This is a genomic window from Planctellipticum variicoloris (genome assembly GCF_030622045.1).
Taxonomy (GTDB): domain Bacteria; phylum Planctomycetota; class Planctomycetia; order Planctomycetales; family Planctomycetaceae; genus Planctellipticum; species Planctellipticum variicoloris.
The window spans coordinates 3,281,050-3,299,913 of sequence record NZ_CP130886.1; the positions used below are offsets into that span (position 1 = coordinate 3,281,050).

The 18,864-nt window shown below is 65.4% G+C and carries 6 protein-coding genes; 2 read left to right on the top strand and 4 right to left on the bottom strand.

Annotation, left to right across the window (positions count from 1 at the left end):
• Window positions 1-109: 109 nt before the first annotated feature.
• Window positions 110-3,532, top strand: a complete 3,423-nt coding sequence (locus tag SH412_RS12685) for a hypothetical protein (RefSeq protein WP_336523888.1) — start codon at window positions 110-112, stop codon at window positions 3,530-3,532.
• Window positions 3,529-10,128 carry a hypothetical protein gene (locus SH412_RS12690; RefSeq protein WP_336523889.1) on the top strand — a complete coding sequence of 2,200 codons (6,600 nt, stop codon included), beginning with the start codon at window positions 3,529-3,531 and terminating at the stop codon, window positions 10,126-10,128. Before SH412_RS12685 ends, SH412_RS12690 begins: the two co-directional genes overlap by 4 nt.
• An 18-nt stretch (window positions 10,129-10,146) precedes the next feature.
• Here SH412_RS12690 and SH412_RS12695 read toward each other — a convergent pair whose 3' ends face one another.
• The 4 genes from SH412_RS12695 to SH412_RS12710 form a co-directional block, all read right to left on the bottom strand.
• The gene (locus tag SH412_RS12695) at window positions 10,147-11,037 is read right to left on the bottom strand and encodes an amidohydrolase family protein (RefSeq protein WP_336523890.1); all 891 of its coding nucleotides are present in this window, start codon (window positions 11,035-11,037) and stop codon (window positions 10,147-10,149) included.
• Between the two features lie 18 nt (window positions 11,038-11,055).
• Window positions 11,056-11,766 (bottom strand): ImmA/IrrE family metallo-endopeptidase, encoded by a 711-nt coding sequence (locus tag SH412_RS12700; RefSeq protein WP_336523891.1) that lies wholly within the window; start codon window positions 11,764-11,766, stop codon window positions 11,056-11,058.
• 170 nt (window positions 11,767-11,936) lie between these two features.
• Complete coding sequence (locus tag SH412_RS12705) at window positions 11,937-14,150, bottom strand: GDSL-type esterase/lipase family protein (RefSeq protein WP_336523892.1); 2,214 nt, start codon at window positions 14,148-14,150, stop codon at window positions 11,937-11,939.
• 11 nt (window positions 14,151-14,161) lie between these two features.
• Entirely contained in the window at window positions 14,162-18,853 is a 4,692-nt protein-coding gene (locus tag SH412_RS12710; protein WP_336523893.1) for a VanZ family protein, read from the bottom strand.
• Window positions 18,854-18,864 lie beyond the last annotated feature (11 nt).

Below are 18,864 nucleotides of genomic sequence, written 5' to 3' on the forward strand. Positions count from 1 at the left end.
GACTGAATTCCGAGTCAGACGCCGAGCGGCTGCGGTGGGTCAGCGTGTCGGTCGGAGAGGCTGTCGACCGTGTTTTCAGAAGGCAGTGCCTGGAGGCGCTGCGGAGTGCATGATGCCCGCCCCTCATCGCCATGGGATCGTTCCAGGCCAATGGCTGATCGCCGCGGTCGCGGGGACTTTGCTGGCCGTGGCGTCGGCATGCGGGGGTGCGGTCGCGCAGGAGTCGCCGGCGGTCCGCCCCGCCGAGGTCGAACCGTCGCCGGGATCGACGAATCCTGCGGATCCGGCAGCAGCGGTGCTGAGCGAATTGCCGCCGAAGACCATCTACCTGCCGAACGATCAGGGCAAGCTTGTGCCCGTCCCGTACGGAGCGAAGCTCGAAGAGTATCTGAAATCGCTTCAAGCCCCCGCGGAGGCGAAGACTGAGAAAGTCCCTCCGGCCGTTCTGTCGGAGATCGAAATTTCCGGCAGTGCGGATGACGAGCGGGCGACTCTGACCGTCCGAATGACGCTGTCGCTGCAGCCCGAGGATCCGAATCAGTACATCCGCGTCCCGCTGCGGCTGCAGGAGGGAATCCTGCAGAAGTTCGAGTTGACGGGCGACGCCCAGGCGTTCCCGGCGAACTGGTCGCGCGAAGAGGGTTACGCGTGGTGGTTTCGCGGTCGAGGGGAGCAGCGGCTACTGCTGACGATGACCGTGCCGATCCGGCGTCAGCAGCCGACGCGGCGACTGCAACTGACACTGCCGGCGGCGGCGGTCAGCAGCCTGAAATTCAGCATCCCGAAACGGACGGTGACGTTCCGCACGCCGGACCAGACTACGCTGCAGTCGGTTCCTCTGGCGGATGGCGGTTCGGCGTGCTCGCTCTCGGGGCTGGGGCCGCGACTCGACCTCACGTGGCAGCCGAGTCCGGAGAAGTCGCAGGACGAGGGGGCTCTGGAAACGCAGACCACGTATCTCTGCCGGTTGAATCCGGATTCGCTGGTGATCGAGGCGACGCAGCGCATTCAGGCACTGCAGGGGACTTTCAGCAGCATGCAGGTGCAACTGCCGGCGAAGGCCGAGATTCTGAAGATCGAAGGACGGGAAGGCCGGGACTACCAGAGCCACAGAGTGAATCCCGATGCACCGGATCAGTGCCTGGTCACGCTGCAGAACGCGACAGCGGGTCCCGTGTCGCTGAAATGGACGTTGCGGATACCGCTGGACGAGCGACGGAGATTGACGCTGACGGGATTGAACGTCGAACGGGCCAGGAAGCAGACTGGGGAGATCGGTTTTATTCTGCTCGACGGCTGGCGGCTTTCCTCCAGCGAGTCCAAAGACGCGAATCTGGTTCGCATCAACGCCGGCGAACTGCGGGCTGTGGCGGACTCCGCCCAGATCCAGCGGGCGTATCGGTTTCTGAGCCAGCCGTTCCAGTTGCCGGTGGCGCTCGATCCGGTTGAGCCCTATGTCGTCGTCGCGCCGCAATTGATGCTGGAAGTTTCCGCCGACCATTTGAACCTGGAGTGTGCGTATCAACTGCAGGTCTTTCGCGGGTCGGCGACGGAGTTGAATCTGCGCTGGCCGGGCTGGCAGGCGGAAGGGTGGACGATCGAGTCCATCGAGCCGCGGGAGCTCGTCGAGGGATTTTCCGCCGCCGACAGCGAGCAACCGGGACTGATTCGAGTCCGGTTGACGGAGTCGCGGCGAGGCAATTTCGGGCTGGTGCTGAAGGCGCGGCGACTGCTTCTGCAGAGCCGGGGCGAGATCGATTTCACGCTGCCGATCATGGCCGGGAGTTCCCCCAATTCGCCGGTGCTGGTCGTCGCCAACGCGGAGAACGTCGAGAGCGAATTGACGACCGGTGAGGGGACGCTGCTGCGGCCGCTGGCCGGCGATCGACGGGATGAACTGACACTGCCGAGCCGACTGATTCCGCTGAAACGGACAGAGTCTCGGATCGACGGTCCCGATCGCTCGTTCAAGTTGAAAATCACGGAACACGAACAGCGGATTCGGACCGAAAGCCTGACGGAGGTGGACTTGTCCGGCGATCGGCTGGGAGTCACCCAGCGGATTCAATACGCGGTGGAGTATCAGCGACTTCCGCAGTTGCGACTGCTGCTGCCTCCCGGCCTGCCGACCGATCGCCTGCAGTTTCTGACGGCGGATCGACTGGAGCTCGCCCCCGCCTGGCAGCCGGTTCTGCCGGATGGGACCCGAGAAGTCCTGCTGTCGCTCGATGAGGCGAAACTGGGGCGTTTCGAACTGGTGATCCGGACGACACTGCCGGTCCCCGATCAGCCGGCCGATGGCGGCGAGCTGATGGCGTCGATTCCCATCGTGCAGTCGCTGGACTCCGAATTCGCGACCACGTCAGTGGAGTTTCAACACGGGGAATGGCAGGACGAATCGACGCCGGGCGATGGATGGAAACTTCATCTGACCGATTCGGAGAATCAGCGCTGGACCGCCGACGGAGCGCGAACGGAGTTTCCGCTGCAGTTGATCGCGTCGCGCGGGGGAGATGCGGGTCCGTTCGTGGTCCAGCAATCCTGGATCCGCGCACAGTTCGACGGGAAGAAATCGCTGAACTGCAGAGCGCAGTTTCGATTGAACGGCCGAGGGTCGACGATCGCTGTGAATCTGCCGCTCGACGCGGAAGCACCGCGTTTCGCATGGGGTCAGACGGTGCTGGACGAAGCGGGCGTGATCGAGCGGCCGTCGGGGTCCGGAAAGTACCAACTGCGACTGCCCGACGCGGCGGCCGACCTGACGGAACATCTGCTGACGGTGGATTATCTGGCGCCCGGCGCCGGCTCGTTGCGGGGAACCGACCAGATCACGATTCCCTCGCCGAAGCTGCAGCCGGCGACCTGGGTTGCGCAGACGGTGTGGACCGTCGAGTTTCCGTCGGACCAGCATCTGTTCGACTATCCGCGGCAGATGACGCCCTTATATCGCTGGGAACGTCAGGGGATCATCTGGCGGCGCGCGCCACAGCCGGACCTGGCGTCACTGGAGAAGTGGATCGGGACGTCATCGGGTCCGCCGATGCCGACGGTCGCCGTTCCGGGGAACGTCTATTCGTTCAGCCAGCTCGGCGCTCCGACCGAACTGCGAATTCGTTCGCTGAGCGCTCCGATGGTGCTGCTGTTCGGCGCGGGGATCTCGCTGACGGCGGGGTTCGTCCTGATTCAAGTTCGATACGTCCGCCATGTGCTCAGCGTGCTCGTGCTCGGGCTGCTGTTCTCGATTGCGGGCCTGTGGTTCATGCCGCTGCTGGAGCTGTTGCTGCAGCCGATGATTGCGGGCCTGATTCTCCCGCTGTTCGCCGTGCTGATCCAACGATGGAATCGGAGCCGCGAAGTGAACACGGTACTGACGCTCGGGCCGGATCAGGACTCGCGGTTTCGCGAGCCTGTCAGCGGCAGTCGCTCTGAACCGGGGGGCCAGGCGTATTCCTCCGAGGAGCCGACGCAGTTGCGGGCGCCCAGCCTCGACGCCGAAGCGGTGCATTACGAAACGGGAAGTGGCGTGTCATGAGCCACGATCTGCGTCTGCGACTGGTCGTGGCGGCAGCGCTCGCCATTCTGCCGGCCTCACTTCTCCGGGCTCAATCGAGGGGGACTCCTCAACGCGGACCCGTTGTCGAGCGCATCGATCTTCCGGCCGACCGACAGGATGAATGGCCTCGAGGGGTCGAGGCGCTGACGCCCGTCGCGCGCGATGAATTTCTGCGGTTGTGGAAACTGTCCCGTCCTGACGAAAGCGGGCCGGCGGTGACGCCGTTCCCGACCGCGACGTTTCGCGGAACTCTTGCGGGACGGGATCTCGTCGGCCAGGAGTTGTCGGTATCGGTCAGCAGTCCCGCCAACCCGCCTGCCTGGCTGCCGTTCGGCCCGTGGACGCCTGCGATCAGCCAATTGCGGTGGACCGACGGTCCTGCGGTCTGGGGCCGCGCGCCCGGAGGGCAGACCCTGCTGCAGGTCGACCGAATGTCCGGGGAGCTGGTCGGACGGTGGAGTCTGCGGGGTGACGCCCGCGGCGACGAAATCCACTTCGACTGGCAATCGCCGCGGGCCGCGGTCACGCGACTGGAGCTTGAGACTCCTCGCGACTTCGTTGTGACCAGCGATACCGGAGATGTGCGGAAGCAGCCGTCGGCGGCGGGGAGTCCTGCCGTGGTGTGGGAGCTGCACCTCGGACCGACCTCGGAAGCTCATTTTTCGATCGGTCCCGAGCGACCGCCGAGCACCTTGCGACCGCGGATCCTGGCGGACCAGGAGATTACGTCGGTCGTGAACGAAGGGGACCTGAGCTTCGAGGCTGTCTGTCAGCTCGAAGTTCACGAATCGCCCGTGCAACTGCTGAAATTCGACGTGCCGGTCGGCGTCGAAGTGTTCTCCGCTTCCATCGGCGGCGACATACCGCTGGACTGGTCGGTTGCGGCGATGGAGGATCGACGGCAGTTGAGCGTGCGACTGCCCGATCCGATTCAGGGTCGGATTCGCCTCGTCCTGGACGGGATCGCGACTTTGAAGCCGGGGCAGGCGGTCAGCGCGCCGCAGATTGTCCTGCGGGACGCGATCTTCGTCTCCGGCAAACAGGCGTTCGTCATTACGCCGCCGCTGGAGCTCCGTTCCATCCGGGGCGCCGGTTTCCGGCAGCAATCGCCGATTACGCAGACGCCCGTCGGGGACTCGCTTTCGTTTCAGATGCTGGGGCCGGAGGGACAAGTCCTGCTGGAGGTTCGACGGCCGCAGGCGACTTTGTCGACGCAGGTGCTCGGGCAACTGCAACTCGGCAGCGACGACTGGTCGAGTATGACTGACGTGGTCTGGACCGCGACATCCGGCGCGGTCTTCCAGACGAATTGCCGGATTCCTGCGCACTGGGACGTCAGCGAGGTTCAGCCGGCCCCGTGGGTCTCGAACTCTCAGCTCGCAAGCTGGGACGTGCAATCAGGCGCCGGGGGCGCCTCGACGCTGACTTTGGAATTCTACGAAGCCATCACGCCCGGCAGCCCGCGGGGAGTCCGGATCTATCTGCGGCGCGCCGCTCCCGCGCTCCCGCTGACGGGTCCGCCCCCCCTTCCGCAGGCGATTGAAGGAGAGCTGGATGACTTTGGTCTGGAGATCGTTGCTCCTCCGAGCCTCAGTATCCTGCCCGGCGACAACAGCAATCTGACGCTTCTGGCTCCGGCTTCGACGCCGACAGGCTGGCTGGGGACCGCCGCGGCAATGACGCCCGCCATCCCGACATCGGGCACTGTGCGCCGGTTCCGCTGCGGCCAGGGGGACTCACCGGGCGAGCTGACCATTGAGGCCACGCCCGGCCCCGAGGGGCCCGGCTGCGACGTATCGGTCGCAGCCAGTCCGACGGCGGTCCACTGCGAATTCACGCTGCGGGTGCAACCCCGCTGGAATCCGGATTCGCGCGTCCTCTGGTACGTCGCCGGCCCCGTCACTGCCATCGACTGGGGGGTGAATGGCGTTCCCCTTGCCGAGCCGGAGCTCCGTCGACTTCCGACCGAGCGTCACGCGGAGTGGAAGCTGCCGGAGTCGGGAACGCTGTGGGAATGGACGGCTCCGAGGGGAACGGGAGACGACATAGTCGTCCACGGGACGGCGACGCTGCGCTGGACCGATCGCATCGAGATTCCCCTGGTCTTCCTTCCCGAACTGACCGGGGGGCTCTATCAAGTGACGCTCGTCCGGACCGCTCCGGACATTGCGACGTACGACGACCAGGGGCTCTCGCTCCTGAGCTTTGACGATTCGCCGATGATCGGCCCGCGCGCGGAGGAGGCCGGTCGCGATACGCGCGTCTGGCGGTACGACTCTCCCGACGATCAGCTCCGGCTGACGCGTCGGGAAGCCGCGGCCGCCGGTCCCGAGGCGACGAGCGCAAGCCTGCTGCTGGACTCGTTGATTTCTGCGAATTCTGGCGGCATCGACCTGCATCGGGCGACATTGTCCGTCGCTCGACGAGGGGGAGGGGACTCGCTGGTGGTGACGCTGCCGCCGGGAACGCGGCTGCTTGAGCTGTGGCGCGACGGCGAGCGTCAAACCGTGCCGCCGGTCGATCTGACCTTGCGAATTCCGCTCGATGTGAACCGGTCGCGACATTCCATTGAGATGCTCTACGAAGCGCCCGCGAGGTCTGCATTCCTGATGGAACGCCAGACCGTATTTCTTCCGAAGCTGGACTGTCCTGTGACGCAGTTCCGGTGGCGGTTTTCGCTCCCTCCCGGATCGACGCTGGCCACTCCCCCCTCGGGTGTGGTTCTTGAAGTACCGCTGCCCGCGACGAGCTGGGCCCGACGATTCCTGGGTCCTTTAGGACGCGCGTCGGGCGAACCGATCTTCAATCCGCTCTCGGGCGATTCCTGGCGACGTCTCTGGGTGGATGCGCCTGCGACGCCGGTCGGCGTCTCTACCGGCGGTGCGGACTTCGCGATCCCCGAAGAATGGACGACCCGGATCGCCGAGTCGCCGGTGGCGCCTGCGGCGATCGAACTGACGACCTGGGACGGACTGCGACTGCGCCTGTTCGAATGGATAATTTTCCTGGGCGTCATGCTTGTCGGTGTACTGCTGAGAATCCGTCGCCCGGAGATTGCCAATCGGATTGCGGCCATCTGGCTGGGACTGTGGGGGGGAGTGGCGTTGTGCATGCCATCGCCGCTGGAGACCCTTGCCGGCAGCGCCTGCGCCGGCATGCTGCTGGCGATCGCGGCCCCGCGGTCGCTGCTGACAGCCTTCCGCTGGGAGCTGGCGAGTTCGTCCGGAGTCGCCAGGGTGCCGGGGGGCAGCACGCAGAGTTTTCGTTACACGCCGCCGGCAGTCGGGCTGCTGATTGCGGCAGGGATGTCAATGGCGGCGGCACAGCCGCCTGCCGGGTCCGCGCCGGGGGCGGCGTCTCCGAAAACGTGGAAGGTCTACGTTCTGATCGACGACGATCGGCAGCCGTCGCGCGTCCTGCCGCTGGTGTACCTCGATCCGGAGCTGCTGCGACAATTGCGAAGTTTCGAGCGGACCTCCGCCCGGCCGGCCTGGTTGCTGAGATCGGCGGCGTACGACGTCAGCATCGCTCCCGATCGGTCGGCGGAGGTTAAGGCCGACTTTCAAGTGACGGTCACTTCCCGGAAGTCGGGAAACGTCATCGATCTGCCGCTCAGCGGCGGGTCGCTGAAGAATCGGGATGGGTGCCGGGTGGACGGGCGACCGGTCGTGGCCGTTCGGGCGACGGATGAGAGCGGCTGGCTGATTCCGCTGCCGATCGACGATTCGGGTGCAGAGCCGCGCAGCGTGCGGATTGAACTGGACCTGCTGACTCCCCCGTCGGCGGCCGGGGCACCGGCCGTCGCTCTGAAGATCCCTCCGGTCGTCTCCGCGACGGCGACGGTGCGTTGTGCGGACGCCGCGGAATGGACGATTTCGAAGGGGCTGGGCAGCCGGACGCTGCGGCAGTCGGGGACCGAGCTGCAGGCTCAGCTCGGGTCTGTCGACGAGCTGAGCGTGGCGCCGGCGACCGCGTCACTGAAGGAAACGGCGCCCGTACAGATTGATGTGCGGATGGTGCAGACGGTCGATTGCCGGTCGGCCTGGTCGGAGGTTCGTTTTCGCTGCCGATGCACGTCGCTGCAGGGGAGCTTGCGGTCATTGCGACTGCGGGTTCCGGTATCGGCGGTGGTTCGCGAAGTTCGCGGCGATGCCCTGGGGGGATACCGGATTGTTCGCGACGCGAGTTCGTCGCAGGAAGTTCTGCTGACGTTTCAGCCTGAGGAGCGGGCTCAGTGGATGCTGGAGGGGACGTTGCTTGTCCCGCAGAACCCGTCGGAGCCAGACCGTCCCATTCCCGTCGTTCAGCCGGTCTCGACGGATCAGGTGCAGATTGCGCACATCACCACGGTCTGCGGTCTCGGATCGACGCCCGACCATCGAATCGAGCTGCGCGAAGCGGACGACCCGGCATTGACGCTCATCACCGCAGAAGCGTTCGTACAGACGTGGGGGGACACCGGACTGACCGTGCGCCCGCATCCGACGTTCGAGATCCGTCCGGGCAACGGGAACCCGTCGTTTCGACTGACGAATACGGCGGTCGAGCGGCGGGCGCTGCGCTGGAATCAGACCGGGACGTTCCGGCCCCGGCGGATGGAATGGGTGGTGCAGGGGGAGCTGGAGACTTCCGGAGGGGCCTGGAACCATGCGCTGATCGTCGACAGGCGACTGCGAATCGAGAGTATCACTGTCGAGGAGAACGGGGCGGATCGCCTCCTGAAGCGGGCCGAGTCGCGACTGAACGATCGCCAGAACCGGATTGTGCTGTTTCTGGGGGAACGAACGACCGGCCTGCAGAACATCACGATCCGCGCGAGCGGTCCGGTCCGTCTGGGGTCGCCGCAACCGTTGCCCGGAATCTGGTGCGAAGGTACGGCGCTGATCGACGGGCGAATTTCGCTGTACTGTGATCCGGAACTGCTGCTGGACATGCCGTCGACGCGTGGACTGGAGCGGCTGGAGGCGAGCGAGGAACCTGCCTCGAACGCCGAGGCGCCGACGCTGTTCGGTCGATTTCAGGTTCTGGAACCGGATGTGACCGCGACGCTGCGCGTGGTATCGCGGCTCGGCCGATGCAGCGCGCGAAACGCCGTCGCGATCACGCCCGCCGAGCAGAGTCAGTGGCGTCTGAGGGGACGTCTGGAGATGACGCCGGCGGATCCGTCGACGCGGGAGATGGCGTGCGACTTGCCGGCAGACTGGGGTCCGAAGTTCGAGTTTACGGTGGAAGGGGCCCGCGTCGAGTCGCAAAGTCTGCCGACCGGAGTCACTCGACTGGTGCTGCAGCGGGTGGGCTCGATGACCGATCCGGTGTTTCTGAACTACGGAGTCGAGCTGGCGCCCAAGGGGGGGCGCGAGTGGTCGATTTCGCTGCCGCAGCCGCAGCAGTGCCCTCAGATCGAAACCGTCGTCGGAATTCCGCCGTCGGACGACTGGGAAGCGTCGCCCGAACAGGGAGTGATTCCGGGAGATTCCCGACCGGAGTGGCTGAAATCGCTCTGGGGGGACTGGAGCCAGGAGTCCGCGATGACTCTGGTCCGTCCGCGGAGGGAGGCGTTGCTGCTGGTGCGGCGTGCTGCGCCGCCGGAACGAATGCCGCGGGAGATTCCCTTCATGGAACACCGACTGGCGATGACGAGCGACGATGAGATCGCGGGGACGTCGCTGCTGCTGCTGGTGCGTCCGGGAGCGGAAAGCATCGACATCAGCGTTCCGGCGGAGATTCAGTTGCATTCCGCCCTGGAGGGTGAGCGTCCGCTGGAGATGACGACGACCGGCCCCGGGCAGGTCCGTCTGCTCTTGGACGGAGGGGGGAGCACGAGCCTGCTGCTGCTCAACTGGTCCAGAAAACTGAGCACCGACTGGGCGCCGGTCGAGCAGCGAGTTTTCACCTTGCCGGTTCCGGTCGGCCTCGTTCCGAAGCAGCACTGGATCAGTCTGGAGTCCGCTCCGAGCGACTGGCTGGTTCCGCGGACCGGAATCGAACAGCGCACCGTGCTGGATCAAGCCCTGACGCGCCTGGAGATTCTTCTGCTGCAACGTCCTCCCGATCCGCAGCCGGCCTGGTACGCGGCCTTGCTTCAATGGAGCTACGGCCAGGTCGCAGCGGCTCTGCCGGCTGCTGCGCAGACCGGCGATGGGCAGTCCGCTGCCCGGATGGAGCGGTGGAACCGGCTTGTCGAGATCATCAACCAGCGAAAGATCCGAATCGAGTCTCCGGGGGCCGCGAGCGGGCTGTTCTGGCAATCGTCGGAGACGGCACAGACCGCCGTGTCGGGCGAAGTCCTCTCGATCACTGGAGATTTGCGGCTCTGGCAGGTGCGTCGGCAGGACCTGCTGTGGTGGGTGCTGCTGCCGATGGCGGCGCTGCTGGCCTCCATCCTGTTGCGATGGATGCGGCGTCCGTACGCCGAATGGCTGGAAGGGCGCCCTTCGCTGTCGTGGTTGCTGCTGGGGCTGGGCTGGTGGCTCTGGATCACTCCCAGCTTCGTGGGCCTGCTGCTGGTGGCGGCGGGACTCTGGGTGGCTTTCCGGCAACGGCCTGCCGCAGTCGCCGGGACGCTGGTCGGATAGCAATTCGCCGGGGTCGACTCACAGGCCATAGAATCTCACGGCGTTGTCGTGAAACAGTTTCCGACGGAAGTCGCGCGAGCGCTCTCCAGTGATGGCGTCGAGGGCGCTGATCCAGCGGGCCAGCGTTGAGCGGAGCGTGCAGACGGGCCAGTCCCCGGCGAACAGGATGCGGTCCTCGCCGAAGGCGTCCATCGCGAAGTTTATATTCGGGGCCAGATCGGCGGGCGCCCAGTCGGGTTCGGCGGTCACGACGATGCCGGAGATCTTGCAGACGGTATTCGAGCGGGCGGCGAGTTCCTGCAGTCCCGATTGCCAGCGAGCACGCAATTCGGCATCCCGACTGGTGACGCTCAGATTGCCGCAATGATCGACAATAAAACGCGTGTTCGGGCAGGCATCCACCAGCCGGACGGCGTCGTGCAGTTCGCCGGGACGCATGCAGAGGTCGAAGGAAAGGCCAAGTTCGCCGAGCAGGCGGACGCCTTCGACAAACTCCGAACTGAGACAGAACCCGGGAGGGGTTGCCGGAACATGCAAGACCTGCCGGACCCCTTTGACGAACGGATTGGCGGCGTAGCGTCGAACGTACGACTCGAACTCGGGCGCGCCCGGACGTGCGGCGATGACGGCGCCGCACATCGGATTCTCCGGCTGGGCGCAGAGGTCGAGGACATAGTCGGCTTCCGCGACGCGCTGCTCGGGGGCGACGTCGACTTCCATGTAGACGGTCTTGACGACGTTGAGTCCTGCGACCGCCTGCAGATAGTCCGACATCACGAAGCTGCGGCGCAGCGGCGGCACGTCTTCGACGGCATGCCAGGGGAGCGTGAAGCGGTCGAGGTCCCAGAGGTGCTGGTGGGTGTCGACGATGGGGGGAAGATCCAGGTCAGGGGGAGCGGCTGCGGGCATCGAAGTCATCCGGGGCGGTCAGAAGTCGATCAGATCAGCGGTGCACGACGTCCGGACGATCTCCCGTTTCCAGGCCCCCTCGTAGACGGGCCAGGCTTGTACGCGAAATCCATCCGCACAGATTTCGCAGGGTGCCCGATCGCGCCTGACCGCGTCAAGGCAGTCCCGTTCCTCGGGAAGCAGTTCGTACGGCGGAGCGCTGCGATTGCCCCGCCGACGGACGACTTGCCCCTGATCGCAGAGGGTGACGACGGTAGGAATGTCGAGGGCGAGCAGCCGCCACGCAATCAGCTCGTGGCTGGCGGACGCGAACTGCTCCTTGAGTCGCAGCAGATCCGCTTCCACGGCACATGCCGCTTCGAACCAGTGAGCCGGGAGGAGCAGCCGCTGAGCGAACTCGTTGGCCAGATCCTCACGCCAACCGGCAGGCAGGTCGCGGCCGGTCGTGCCGGCAACTTCGCAGACGCGCCAGGCCACGGACTCGCCGAGTTCGTGGGCGGCGGCCCATTGAAGACGTTCCGGACGGTCTTCGGGCCGGAGAAAGATGGACGGAGCGCCGCCGACGCGTTTCAGTCGTCCCCGCTCGGGCTGACCGCGATCGATGGCGACCGTCACGTGCAGCCGGGCCGCCAGTTGCAGGGCGTCGACGGGAGGGGCGGAGATTTCCGCGGACTGCAGCAGGTCCCGGACGACGCGGTCGATCGCGGCTTGCCAGTCACAGGGAGACATCGGGGACTCCGCACCTATGAGTTCACGGTTGTCTCCCACGATACATGCCGAGGTCGAGTCCGACATCTGCAAATTGTGATTCTGCGGGAATCCGGAGCGGGGGCCGAGTACGCTGAGCAGAATTCAGGAACGGTCGCCGCACGGGTACGCGCCCCCGGTTTGACGGCGACTCACGGAGCGGAGGGCCACTCGAAGCGGAGCAGGAGGCATTTGTCTCCCGCGCCGACCAGATAGCCGCGTCCCTGCTCGTCCAGCGTGTTCGTGCCGTAGACGCCATAGGTGGCGCCGCGCAGCAGTTTGTCGCTCTCTGAGTCGAGGGGAACTGTGCGCGAGGTCCAGTTTTCCAGGTCGTGGACGACCCAGGCGTGGCCGTCGGCGCTCCTGGTCAGGCCGCAGACAAATCGCGATCCGGTCGGGCAATAGATCGCCGACGGATACGAGCTGCCGTCCGGATGGAACCAGCCCAGTCGTTCCAGGAGGGCCGGTCCGTGCGGAGCGGGGGTCAGGCACCAGAGGGCGCCGGAGTGCGTCGTAAAGACAATCCGCCCCGATTGCAGCGTGGCAAAGCCGACGATGCCGTGCGAGCTGGAGTCGTGCGTCGGGTTGTAGTCAGGGAGCGGCCAGCGGGCGACCTCCTTGAGGTCGGTGTCGAATTCGACCAGCCAGGATTTGACGGACTGCTCCTTGACGAAGGTCACCGCGCGATCGCCGGGCGCCGGGTTTTCGATGTTTTCGACGCGAGGAACGTAGACGTGTTCGCGGAAATCAACCAGCAGGTTGCGCGAAGTGTGACCACGGTGCGACCCGACGGCCATCGAACGATGCGTCCCCTTCGCGGTGTCGAACTGATACAGCATGTGGTTGAAATAGCCGAGGGCATAGACGTAGCGTCCCGTGGTCCCCAGCGCGATCAGCGCGTCGGACGTCTTCAGCACGTGCTCCCAGCGGGGCTGACCGGGCCGGATGCGCCAGAGATGGCTGCCCCAGATGGGGAGCTGCGACCCGTCATCTTTCTCGCCGTCCTCGTCCATCGAGGTGAAGTAGATGGCGCCATCGTTCGCCTGGCAGATCTTGCTGTGAATCTTCGCCTGGGACTCGCGATCGTGGACCGAGCCGGAAAGGTTCAGTTGTTCGATAACTGAGCCGAGGATTGCGGCGTCTCCGCCGGAGGCGGGCAACTGCACGAGAACGGCGGAACGGGAATCTCCCAGCGCCGAAACGCCGACATACAGATTTCCGGCATCGTCGCGGCCGGTCGCGCCCCAGATGGCATGCGGTCCGGCAAGCCGAGGCAGGGGCACTTCGGTCAGTTGCGGGGCCGACCGAAAGCGCGCATCGGGTTTGGAGAAATGCGTCCCGAATCGGAGAGCGGTGGAGCGAACGGACGAGCCGGGGGCAGGGGCCCTGGGAGCAGTCTGCCGGTCGACGACGGCCTTGACGGACGGAATGGACTGGGCGGACGGGGACTTCAGCGGCTCCGCCTGCGGCGGCAACTCCTGTCGCTCGCACACCCGCCGCACAACGTCCGCATACGCCAGCAAGGTGAGGGCGTTGCGGAGCGCGTAGCCGTTGTTCTGCAGCGACTCTTCCGAGTAATCATCGCGAAAACCGGCGGGATGGCTGAGGTGGACGCCATCCGCGGCGATCAGTGTCAGGACGTCGTGTCCGTCCTGACGCGTCTGACCAGGAAGGGGCGGAAGCCGACTCCCATCCCAGTCGTCGGGCCGACGACGGAGGATTTCCCCGTGGAGATCGATCAACGGGATTCGCAACTTCGTCGCCAGCCGCCGCTGTCCGTCCGCCATTTCCTCTGCGTGCTTATCGAATCCGTGGCGCGGCGGGATGGTCGTCAAAATCGGGACGGTGCCATTGGCGAGGCACTTCTGCAGGACGGATTCGAGCCGTTGCTCGTAGTCCGCGTTCGAACGACCTGGCAGGTCGTTGGTGCCGAACAGGATCACAGCAATCTCGGGGTTCAGTCGTTTGAGCCAGTCGTCGATATTCTCGGCGGCCCAGTCAATGCCGGCGCCGCTGCGGTTGCCGAACCGCGGCCCCTTCCAGTCCCGCCAGCACTCCAGGGCCAGCCTGGCAGACGCGACCTCGTAGGCGTGCTCAAACTCCGGCGAGGCCCGTTTGCGATTGAGCTTGAGCGGGGCCCAGTAGGCCAGCGTTTCAGTCAGCGAGTCGCCGAAGTGGGCGCAGGAGCCGGAGACGCCGCGATATCGGGCGTGGACTTCGCGCATGGGGGCGACCCAGTCGGGGGGCGCAGCGGCGCACGACGCGACCATCTCCAGACTGACCAGCATGACCAGACCGCAGAACCGCGCAAAGCTGACTGGACGTCTCAAATCCATCGTCATTTCCGCCATCTCGCCGTCCAGCATCAATTGCTCCGTCAATCGTTGCGAATCCGAGTCTGCTCCGCAATCAGATTCACCAGCCAGATGCCAAGCCCGGCTCCGGCGAGCGTGATCAGCAGGCCGGCAAGACTTCCATGATGGTCCGCGACGAGGCACTTCCCCAGTTCGATCCAGAATGACGCCAGCCCGATCCATGCGACGACCGCCACCGTCCAGACCCGCGAGCGAGCGCCAGCGGCGGAGAGCGCCAGGATTCGACCTGCCGCCCCCCAGGGGATCGCCAGCAACCCGAATCCAAGCAGGGAAGGGGAGATTGCAGTCTGACCGTCGAGGGACGAAAGATCGAAGATCTGGCGAAATCGAACGGAGAGCAACGGATCATCGCCGAGCACGTTCCAGGGAAACCAGGCAATTGCTCCCAGCAGGGCAGTCCACGCTGCCGTCGCGATCAGCCAGACGTTCGTACGACGATACCACGGTCGCGGCACTTCGGGCATTCCGCGGCCCCCGGCGTTCCTGGTCGCCAGCACTGGCAAGCAGGCCCCGACGGCGATCCCGAGAATCGCGAATCCCCAGCGCGTGATGCTGGCGATCCCGCTCAGAATCACTAACTGACCGAAGAACGCCAGGGTCGCCAGCGTTGCCCCAAGCAGGACGGCCCACGCCCAGTCTCGCGGTCGAAGGTCGTCGCGGCGCCAGGCCAGCGCGGTCCACACTCCCACCGGGAGCGCCGCACACATCGCCGCTCCGCCGACGAGCCACCCCGCCAGCCCGCGGTTCGGCGGGCTGGTGAATGGAATCAGTTCGAGTTGTCCGGAAGCGAGTTTTTGAAGGAGATCGGACGGAGATACGGCGACGTCGAGCGGCAGCCAATGCCAGGCGAGGTATGCCAGCGTGTAGCAGAACAGAACCCAGTCCCAGGGGCGGCGGAACTGGCGACCGGCCAAAGTGTCGTAAAGTCTCTGCTGAGTCTCCTCACCGATCCGGAACCAGACGATCACGCCCAGAGCGCCGCCAATCGTCTGAGCCAGGCAATCGCTGAGCGCGGGGTTGCGGGGAGGAAACCAGGCCTGCAGAAGTTCCAGCAGAATCGAGAACCCCAGACAACCCGCAACGATGGCAGCGGCGGCCGACAGTCCTCGGCCCCACCCCAGCGAACGCGGAGTTCCGAGGGCGGCCATACCGCAGAAGGCCAGGAGTACGGTGATCAGGCCGTTGAGCGCCACATCGCTCCGCTGGAACTGCGAGTGCGGTCCGAGCGAGCTCATCAACTCGCGCCAGGCGCTGCTCAAGCTGGTGGAACGGAACTGAAACGGGAGAAACGAGGCATAGATTGCGACGACAACCAGCCCGACGCCGGCCAGCAGAAACAGCCTGCGGATCACGGGACGATCGGGGACAACGCCGATTTCGTCGCGGAAGGTTGCGGCCGCGCCGATCAGCCACCAGAGGCCGATACCCGAAAGGCTCCCTGCCGTGCGCAGCACGAGAGGCTGCAGCGAAGGGAGCAGCGGCGTGAACCACGCTTGTGCAAATGTCATAGAGGCCGTCGCGGTTCCGCAGAGGACCACAGCGGCCATCGCGATGAGGGGCTGTTCGACTGATACACGGGAGCTGTTCCGCAGCGCAACGCAACTCGCCAGCCCCAGCGGAACGAACAGCAGGCCCTGCCCCAGCGCCTGCAGCAGGGACGTCCCAGGAATCCACAGGGGTTGTGCGAGCAGGAATCTGGCGGCGTCGATGAATTTTACTTCAGACTGATACTGCCACGGGTAAAGCAGCACTGCAGCGGCCAAAACTGCAGCTCCGAGAAACAGTCCCCAACTGAGTAGCGCCTGCCATCCGAGACTGCTCAGGCCGCGTCCGTTCGAACGCAGGATCGAGTTTCCGCGGTCTTCAACCGGTTCGATCGCCCAGATGACGCCGAGCAGCACCAACGAAAGAGGAAGAGTTTCGTCGTGGCGGGTCAGAACCAGGCCGGACGCGTACCAGGCGGCAATCGCCGCAAACAGACCCGCCATGCCCCAGTGGACGGTACGATCGAAAGTGGACGCGGCGACCAGCATCCGCCACATTCCCAGAGCAATAAAACCCTGCCAGCAGACGAGCCCGATCCAGCCGGTCTCGGCCCAGACGGCCAGTGGATTGTTGTGGAGCGGCATCCGTCGTCCGGCCTCAGGTCCGCGCGTCAGCAACACCGGACTGTGCCCCGGTCCGACGCCGAGCAGCGATTTCGTGTCCGAACGCTCCAGCGCCTGTTGCCAGATTTCGAGCCGGGAGTCGACCGTGGCCCAGGAATTTCCCTTCTGCAACGTATCCCGGACCCGGTTCCCCATTCCGGAGCGATCGGCCAGTCCGATCGCCAGAACCGCGAAGACAACGGCCCCGCACAGAGCCCAGCTCATTCGACGGGCGAAGGGGAGCAGGACGCAGACGCCAGCCACGACGCCGATGGCTCCTCCGCGGTTGGAGGTCGATGACACGGTCTTCAGGAACAACGTCGACAGCAGCAGCATCGCCAGGAGCCCCTCGCTGCGTTTCTCGGCAAACGCCTGCGCGGCGCACCAGGCGGCGGCGAGGGCGGCCAGCCATGCGATATCGTGCTCGCCGATCAGTTGCGGGGTGTCATATTTCCGCAGCAGGAGCACCGTCGCGAGGCAGAGCAGCGTCGCACGGATCTGCCCCGGAGTCCACGACACGAAGACCATCGAGCCTGCCAGCAGCCCCAGCAGCCAGATCCGGCCGATGTGGTGGTGATGCTCCGGCAACCAGGCTTCGCCATTTCGAACGGCGACCATTGCGCTCAGCGTTGCGACGAGCACCCAGCCCGCGAACAGCCAGAGCGCGGGTTCGTGCAGCAGCAACTTCAGGCGCCGCTCGGAAATGCGGCCGAACAGGAGCATGGCGCCAAACGAAACGGCGGCGACCTGTTCCGGAATCCGCGCCATCATCAGGGATTCGGAGGCCGAGTAATAGCGGAGCCAGCCATACGTCGTCGTCCAGCAGACGACGAGCCCGATCCACGGGCACCAGGGCATCAGCCCCAGGGCAGCGACCAGACCGAGAATGACCGGGAGGTCTTCATTCAGAGTCGTCCAGGTCCGATTCATCGGGGCCAGCAGGTCCGCGTCGAATCGCTGAATTTCCGTGGGAACCGGAAGCGTGAATGCCGTCCAGGCGGTGAAGACTGCGACCGCGACAAGATAGCCCGCGATCAACACGCGCCGGTGTCGTCGTCTCCAGTCGTCGGCCAGGAGCCATTTGTCGGCCGGCAATGGCGGCGGCCGGGGGGCGGCGCTCCACGTATCTCGTCGGACTGGATCAGGCTTCGGCCAGGCGGGGGATTTGACTCTGGCCATCGCCGGGCGGCGCGATACCAGGAACTGCGACACAAAGGCGATGACCAGCAAGACCATCAGCGTCAGGGCCGCAAGCATCCGCCAGTTCGACTGCAGCCCTCGGGACCACCAGTCGGCAGGCTGCGGCTGCAAGTCCGGATCGAAGGGACGGGACAGAACTCGAATGGGATTCGTATAGAACATGAGGTCCGGCTCCGCCGGATCGACGCGCCTCCCGCGAAGGCGATAAACGATGTCGTCGCGGGCCAGCGTACGAGGCTGGAATTTCCACGTTCCGGCCCCGGAAGGGGCCAGTCGTTCGATGATTTCCGCTCGATCACCGACGATCTCGATCAGTTCGAGCTGGTCGATGCGGTTGGGTTTGCCGTCGAATGTTTGGGGGGGAATCTCCAGAGCGACGGAAAACGACAGAGTTGAGCCGGGCGGCGCTGCGGCAATCTCCCCCGGACGAGCCGGCCGATCGAGTCCTTCAATGTCGACGGCGAAGTCGACGTTCCGAGCGATATGCCCGTGTGCGCCGAAGAACGTACCCGCCCGAAGTCCCGCCAGGAGCCCCTCGGGCGACCGACTGGGAACCCGGACCCAGGTTTCATTGAACTCCCCGGGCCAGTAGTCCCCCGGGACCTGATGAAAGTCGCTATGCGTCGCTGCCCCCCAGACGTCGACGCCCTGTCCCAGGAGTCGATCCCAGACACCTCCGACTTCAGCAACGACCGGATCCCAGTAGTCCGTCAGACGAAATTTCGCGACGTAGGCGCCGGTTCCGTCCCATTGATGACCGGGAGCGCCGGAGAATCCGAACAGCGGGCTGTCGGCGCTTCTGGAATCCCGCAGCAGCTCGAATGTTTCCTGCAGGTCCTTCGTCTTCCGACTGGGGTGCTCCAGGTTGACCAGGGGCGCTGCGGCGCGACCGGCGCCGGCCGCTCGCAGAAACTCCAGCGCCGCGCGGCGGTCGTCGATGGAGAGGGGCGGGCGTTCGTAATCGTCGAAACGCTGCTTGAATTCCGTGAGAAGTCCCTCTTCCTCAGAACCGGGAGGCACGAGAACCACCGCGTGGGTCTGCCCTCGATCCGGGGGGACATTCCATTCCAGGCCGGCGAGAACGATGAGTTGAGGGAACTGCCGACGGGCCGCTTCGATGGCTTCGAAATACTCGGGAGTCGCGGCCTTGAGCTTGCGGTCCGCGTGGTCGGTGATGGCGATCGCGTCGCAGCCGTGCTCGATGGCCTTACTAGCGATTTCCAGCGGCAGATGGCCGCCGTCCGAGAACTTCGTGTGGATGTGAGTATCGACCTTGAGCCATTCTCCCCGGTCGGCCCAGTCATGCTGACGGACCAGCTCGACGGGGCGCGGTCCTCCGCAGCCCATGCACAGGAGTC